Origin of the sequence: Piscinibacter sp. (assembly GCF_050175855.1) — a bacterium.
Taxonomy (GTDB): domain Bacteria; phylum Pseudomonadota; class Gammaproteobacteria; order Burkholderiales; family Burkholderiaceae_C; genus Piscinibacter.
This window is the reverse complement of record NZ_JBFXIO010000360.1, coordinates 1-5,223: the sequence shown is the minus strand read 5'-3', so window position 1 is coordinate 5,223 and position 5,223 is coordinate 1. Positions and strand designations below refer to the sequence as shown.

The 5,223-nt window shown below is 67.2% G+C and carries 5 protein-coding genes; 4 read left to right on the top strand and 1 reads right to left on the bottom strand.

Going from position 1 to position 5,223, the window contains the following annotated elements:
- The 4 genes from AB7U92_RS21345 to AB7U92_RS21330 all read left to right on the top strand — a co-directional run.
- Nucleotides 1–482: asparagine synthase-related protein (locus AB7U92_RS21345; RefSeq protein WP_428581778.1), on the top strand; the 482-nt coding region annotated here is incomplete at its 5' end.
- Between the two features lie 5 nt (nucleotides 483–487).
- Nucleotides 488–1,705, top strand: coding sequence for a TIGR03087 family PEP-CTERM/XrtA system glycosyltransferase (locus AB7U92_RS21340; protein ID WP_428581775.1), 1,218 nt, complete (start codon nucleotides 488–490; stop codon nucleotides 1,703–1,705).
- Nucleotides 1,706–1,733: 28 nt separating this feature from the next.
- A complete protein-coding gene (locus AB7U92_RS21335; protein WP_428581772.1) occupies nucleotides 1,734–3,104 on the top strand; it encodes an O-antigen ligase family protein in 1,371 nt (456 codons plus the stop codon).
- Nucleotides 3,105–3,167: 63 nt separating this feature from the next.
- On the top strand, nucleotides 3,168–4,076 hold the full coding sequence (locus AB7U92_RS21330; protein WP_428581769.1) for a polysaccharide deacetylase family protein: 909 nt from the start codon (nucleotides 3,168–3,170) through the stop codon (nucleotides 4,074–4,076).
- Nucleotides 4,077–4,097: 21 nt separating this feature from the next.
- Here AB7U92_RS21330 and AB7U92_RS21325 read toward each other — a convergent pair.
- Nucleotides 4,098–5,223: asparagine synthase-related protein (locus AB7U92_RS21325; RefSeq protein WP_428581766.1), on the bottom strand; the 1,126-nt coding region annotated here is incomplete at its 5' end.

The following is a 5,223-nucleotide window of genomic DNA, read 5'->3' as shown; positions in this document are numbered from 1 at the left end:
ACATCAACACCAAGGTCGATCGCGCCAGCATGGCGCATGCGCTGGAAGTGCGGGAGCCGCTGATGGACCACCCGCTGGTCGAGTGGCTGGCGAGCCTGCCGTCGAACCTGAAGGTGCGCGGTGGCGAGAGCAAGTGGTTGCTGAAGAAGTCGATGGAGTCGCACCTCCCGCATGACGTGATGTACCGGCCGAAGATGGGCTTTGCCGTGCCGCTGATGCGCTGGTTCCGCGGGCCGCTGCGCACGCGCGTGCGCCAGGCGCTGCTCGACGGCGAACTCGGACGCACCGGCTTCTTCGAACGTCGCTACCTCGAGCACATGGTCGACGCACACGAGTCGGGCCGACGCGACTACAGCAGCCCGCTGTGGGCATTGCTGATGTTCGAGGCCTTCCTGCGCCGCGTGGGCGGCGAGACCGCGCCGGGTCCGGTGACCCCTCCAGGGGCGCGTCCGTACGAGGAAGCTGCCGTGCAAGCAGCCTGAGCAACGTGCGCATCCTGTTCGTCAGCCACCGATTCCCCTATCCGCCGACCTTCGGCAGCAAGGTCAGGGCGTTCAACATCATCAAGCACCTGGCCCGTTCGCACGAGGTCTCGGTGCTGTCGCTGGCGCGCAGCGACGATGAAGCTCGCGAAGCCGCCGGCATCGCGCCGTTCTGCCGGGACTTCTCGGTGTTTCGCGTGCACAACGCGCTGCAGGTGGCCAAGCTCGGGCTGTTGCTGCCAACGACGGTCAGCGCCTCCGAGGCTTTCTTCCACAGCGCCGGCATGCGGCGCGAGATCGATCAGCGGCTGGCGTCGCGCAGCTACGACTTCGTGTTTGCGCACTGTTCGGCAGTGGGGCGCTATGTCGAACCACATCGCGGCCTGCCAATGCTGATGGACCTCTGCGACGTTGACTCGCGCAAGTGGCTCGACTACGCCGCCGTGAAGCCCTGGCCGCTGAGCATGGGCTACCGCTGGGAGGCCTGGAGGGTGGAGCGCGCCGAGCGGCGCCAGGCGCAAACCTTCGATCGCGTCACGGTGGCCACGCGCGGTGAGGCCGAATCGCTCGCCGCGATGGGCGTCGGCCAGGGCGTCGATTGGTTCGCGAACGGCGTCGACCTGGAGTACTTCCAACCCGGCGACGTGGCCGCGCAGGAAGAACTGGTCACCTTCGTCGGTCGCATGGATTACTTTCCGAACGAGCAGTGCATGGTGGAGTTCTGTGCGAGGACCTGGCCGCGACTGCGGCAGCTTCGACCGAACCTGCGGCTGCAGATCGTCGGGGCAGCGCCGACGGCGCGCGTGCTGGCGCTCGCGGCCATCGACGGCGTCACCGTCACGGGTGCGGTGCCCGACGTGAGGCCCTACGTGCGTGCGTCGACGCTGACCATCGCGCCGTTGAGCATCGCGCGCGGAACGCAGAACAAGATCCTCGAGTCGATGGCCATGGGCGTGCCGGTGGTGGCAAGCACCATCGCTGCGGCCGGTGTCGACGCCGTGCCCGAGGAGCATCTTCTGGCAGCTGCCAATGACGACGAACTGGCCGCACAGATCCTGCGTCTGCTCGGCGACGCCGGCCTTCGACGCCGGTTGGCGGCTGCGGGTCGCGAACGGGTGGCGTCGCACCACGACTGGCCACAGGCGATGGCGCGCATGGACCGCATCATGGCGGCCTGCTCGGCCAACCATGGGCGGGTCGGCCAAGAAGCTGCCGCGCTCTGAACACGCCTGAGCGCAAGGAGCAGACACGATGGCCTCGATGATCGCCTTCGTGCTGGCCTGCGCGGCATTTGCCGTGCTGGCGTTCGTGCGCCACCCCCTGTACGGCCTGTACTTCTATTTCGCCTCCATCTATGTGCACCCGCCTTCGCGCTGGTGGGGGCCGATGCTGCCGGATCTGCGCTGGGCGCTCACGTCGGCGCTGATCACTGCGCTGGCGATCATGTTCCATCGTGGCCGGCTGGCGGCGAAGCCGCCGTGGTATGCCAACGGCATCGCGATTCTGCTGATCTCGTACGCCAGCTGGATGGTGATCCAGTCGGCATGGGCGCTCGACCTGGCGACGCACCTCGACGGCACGGTCAAGTTCATCAAGTACCTGATCGCATTCTGGTTCGTCTACCGGATTTCCGACACCAAGGAAACCATTCGCGAGGTGCAATTCGGCCATGTGCTGGGCTGTGGTTTGCTGGGTTCCTACGCGATGATGGTCGGTCGCGACGGGGACCGCCTGGATGGTGTCGGCGGCCCTGGCCTGGACGATGCCAACACGCTGGGCATGTACCTGGCCACCGGCCTCGTGATGGGCCTGGCCCTTGTGCTGACCTACCGCAACTGGCGTCGCTGGGCCCTGCTGGGCGTGCTCGGCGTGATCGCCACCGGGTTCGTCCTGGCCAACAGTCGCGGCGCCTTTCTCGGCCTGGTGGCGGGTGGGCTCGTCGTCATGATGACCAAGGCCAAGGCGCACCGGCGCATGTTCTGGGTACTGGCCATCGTCGGCATGATCGGTTTCGCCGTGGTGGTCGACAAGACCTTCATCGAGCGCATGTTCACCATCAGCGACGTGGCCAAGACCAGTGAGGATGCCGACGCCAGCGCTCGATCGCGGGTGATCATCTACCAGGCCCAGTTGAAGATGTTCTTCGACCATCCGATGGGGGCTGGCCATCGCAGCACGGCCACGCTCAGCCCGCACTACCTCGATAGTCGCTGGCTCACCACGCAGGGCGGAGGTGACACGGCCGTGGCGCAGCGCTCTTCGCACAACACCTTCATGACGACATTGGTGGAGCAGGGCATCGTCGGCTCGCTGCTGTTCATCGGCATGCTGCTGTGGCTGTTCAGGGCGATCTTGCGCCTGCGACGGGTGGCGGGGCATCCGGAGGTGGATCCCGACGTGGTCACGATGGGCGGCGCACTGGCCGGTGCGCTCGCCGTGGTCATCGTGGCCGGATCCGCCACCGACTACCTGCTGGCCGAGGTGCAGTTCTGGTTGTTCGCCGCGCTGGTGTCGACGCTGCAGCTGGCCGAGGCGCCGTCCCGCCGTGTCGCGCCAGCGCCGGCAAGCGGCGAACCGGACGCCCGCCGCGGTGGCGCGCTGTCAGGTGCCCAGCTGCGCTGAACTCCGAGCTCCATGTTTCGACTGCCTTTCTCGCTGATGTCTCCCGGTGGCGCCTCCGCCCGATTGAGCATTCTGATCTTTCATCGTGTTCTGCCGGCACACGATCCGCTCAACCCCGACGAGCCGGATGCCGACGAATTCGAGCAGCGGTTGCGCTGGGTGCGTTCATGGTTCGACGTGATTCCGCTGAGTGAGGCGGTGGGACGGCTGCGCGAGAATCGACTGCCGCCCCGGGCGATGTCGATCACCTTCGACGATGGCTATGCCGACAACGAGGAGGTCGCTGCACCCATCCTGCAGCGGCTGGGCCTGCCCGCGACGTTCTTCATCAGCACGGGTTATCTCGATGGCGGTTGCATGTGGAACGACCGTGTCATCGAGGCGGTGCGCCACTGCGGCGACCCCAGGCTCGATCTGACGTCGCTCGGTCTGGCGACCTATCCGCTGACGACGCCCGCACAACGGCGCGCAGCCATCGTGGCCATCCTCAACGGCATCAAGCACCTCGATCCGGCACAGCGCAGCCAACGCACCGCGCAGATCGTCGCGGCCTGCGGTGATCGGCCATCGCCAGCGCTGATGATGAGCAGCGACCAGTTGCGGCGCCTTCGCGCATCGGGCATGGAGATCGGCGGCCACACGGTCAGCCATCCCATCCTGACCCGGCTGGACCTGGAGTCGGCGCGCAGCGAAATGGCCGAGGGGAAAGCCAGACTGGAGAGGCTGCTGGGCGAGCCGGTGACGTTGTTCGCCTACCCGAACGGCGTGCCGGGGCAGGACTATGCGGCCGAGCACGCGCGCCTGGCGCGCGAGTGCGGCTTCGAGGCCGCCGTATCGACGGCCTGGGGGGCGGCACGCGCCGGCACCGATCCGTTCCAGCTGCCGCGCTTCACGCCCTGGGACCGCAGCCGGCTGCGCTTCGGCGCCAGGCTTCTCGCCAATCTGGCACGGCGGCAGATCCGCGTGGCCTGAGCCGAGGGTGTCGAGCCGAGCTCAGAGACGGCGCGAATCCAGCCACTGCCCCAGTACCATCAGCAGCCACACCATCGTTCCGTAGTAGCCCGGATGCTCGTGCAAGCGGCGTTCGAGCAGTTCGTCGACGAATGCTCGTTGCACCAGGCCACGCGATTCGACGACGCGGATGCTGTCGACCGCCAGATCGTAGAGCGGCCGGTGGCCGATCAGCCACTGTCCGACCGGCAGACCGAAGCCATGCTTCTTCTTGGTCAGGATCTCCGGCGGCAGGAAGTCCGCCAGTGCCTGCTTGAAGAACCAGCGCAACTTGGTGCCGCGAAGCTTGAATTCCGATGGCAACCCCTGTGAAAACTCCACCAGCCTGTCGTCGAGCAGCGGAAAGGCCACGTCCATGTCGGCCAGTGCGCAGGTGTGCAGGACCTTGGGAAGATCGGTGTCCGCCAGCACGAAGCGAAGATCGATCGCCAGCATCTGGTTGATCAGGCTGACGTCGGCATGAGGCGCGTGCGCGGCAACCAGAAGCCGCGTCGGGTGCGACTTGTCGACACTGGCAAGAAAGTCCGGGGCAAGCACGTTTTCGGCCCCCAGATGCTGCAGAAGGTTGTACGACTCATAGCGCTGCGGCATCGGCGGGCGCGCCTGTTCCACGTAGCTGCGCAGCTTGCGCAGGCCGGGCGGGCTGCCCAGGGGCGTGCCCAGCAGGAGCGGCTCCACCAGCGCCGTGCGGAGGGCCGCAGGCAGGCGCTGGTAGTGGCCGAGCAGAAGCTGCTTCGCATAGCGCTCGTTGCCGCCGAACAACTCGTCTCCGCCGTCACCGGCAAGCAGACGCTCGATGCCCTGCGAGCGCGCGTGGCGCGCACACAGGTAGGCCGGCACGGCCGACGCATTGCCGAAGGGCTGGTCGTAGGCGGTCGCCAGGCGTGGCAGTGCCTCGACCACGTCGGCCGGCGTCACGTAGTACTCGCCATGCGCACACCCGAAGTGCCGGGCCGCGATGCGCGCGTACTCGGTTTCGTCGAATCCGGGCACGTCGAAGCCGAGCGTATAGGCCGGGGCCGGGCGGCCGGAGTCGCGGCACAGCATGCCGTGGACGGTCGTACTGGGGGGGCCGCCCGAAAGAAAGGCGCCCACCGCTGCGCGTTCG

Excerpts from the sequence above, each read along its gene's own strand:
- AB7U92_RS21335 (WP_428581772.1), top strand. The coding sequence starts at position 1,734 with ATGGCCTCGATGATCGCCTTCGTGCTGGCCTGCGCGGCATTTGCCGTG.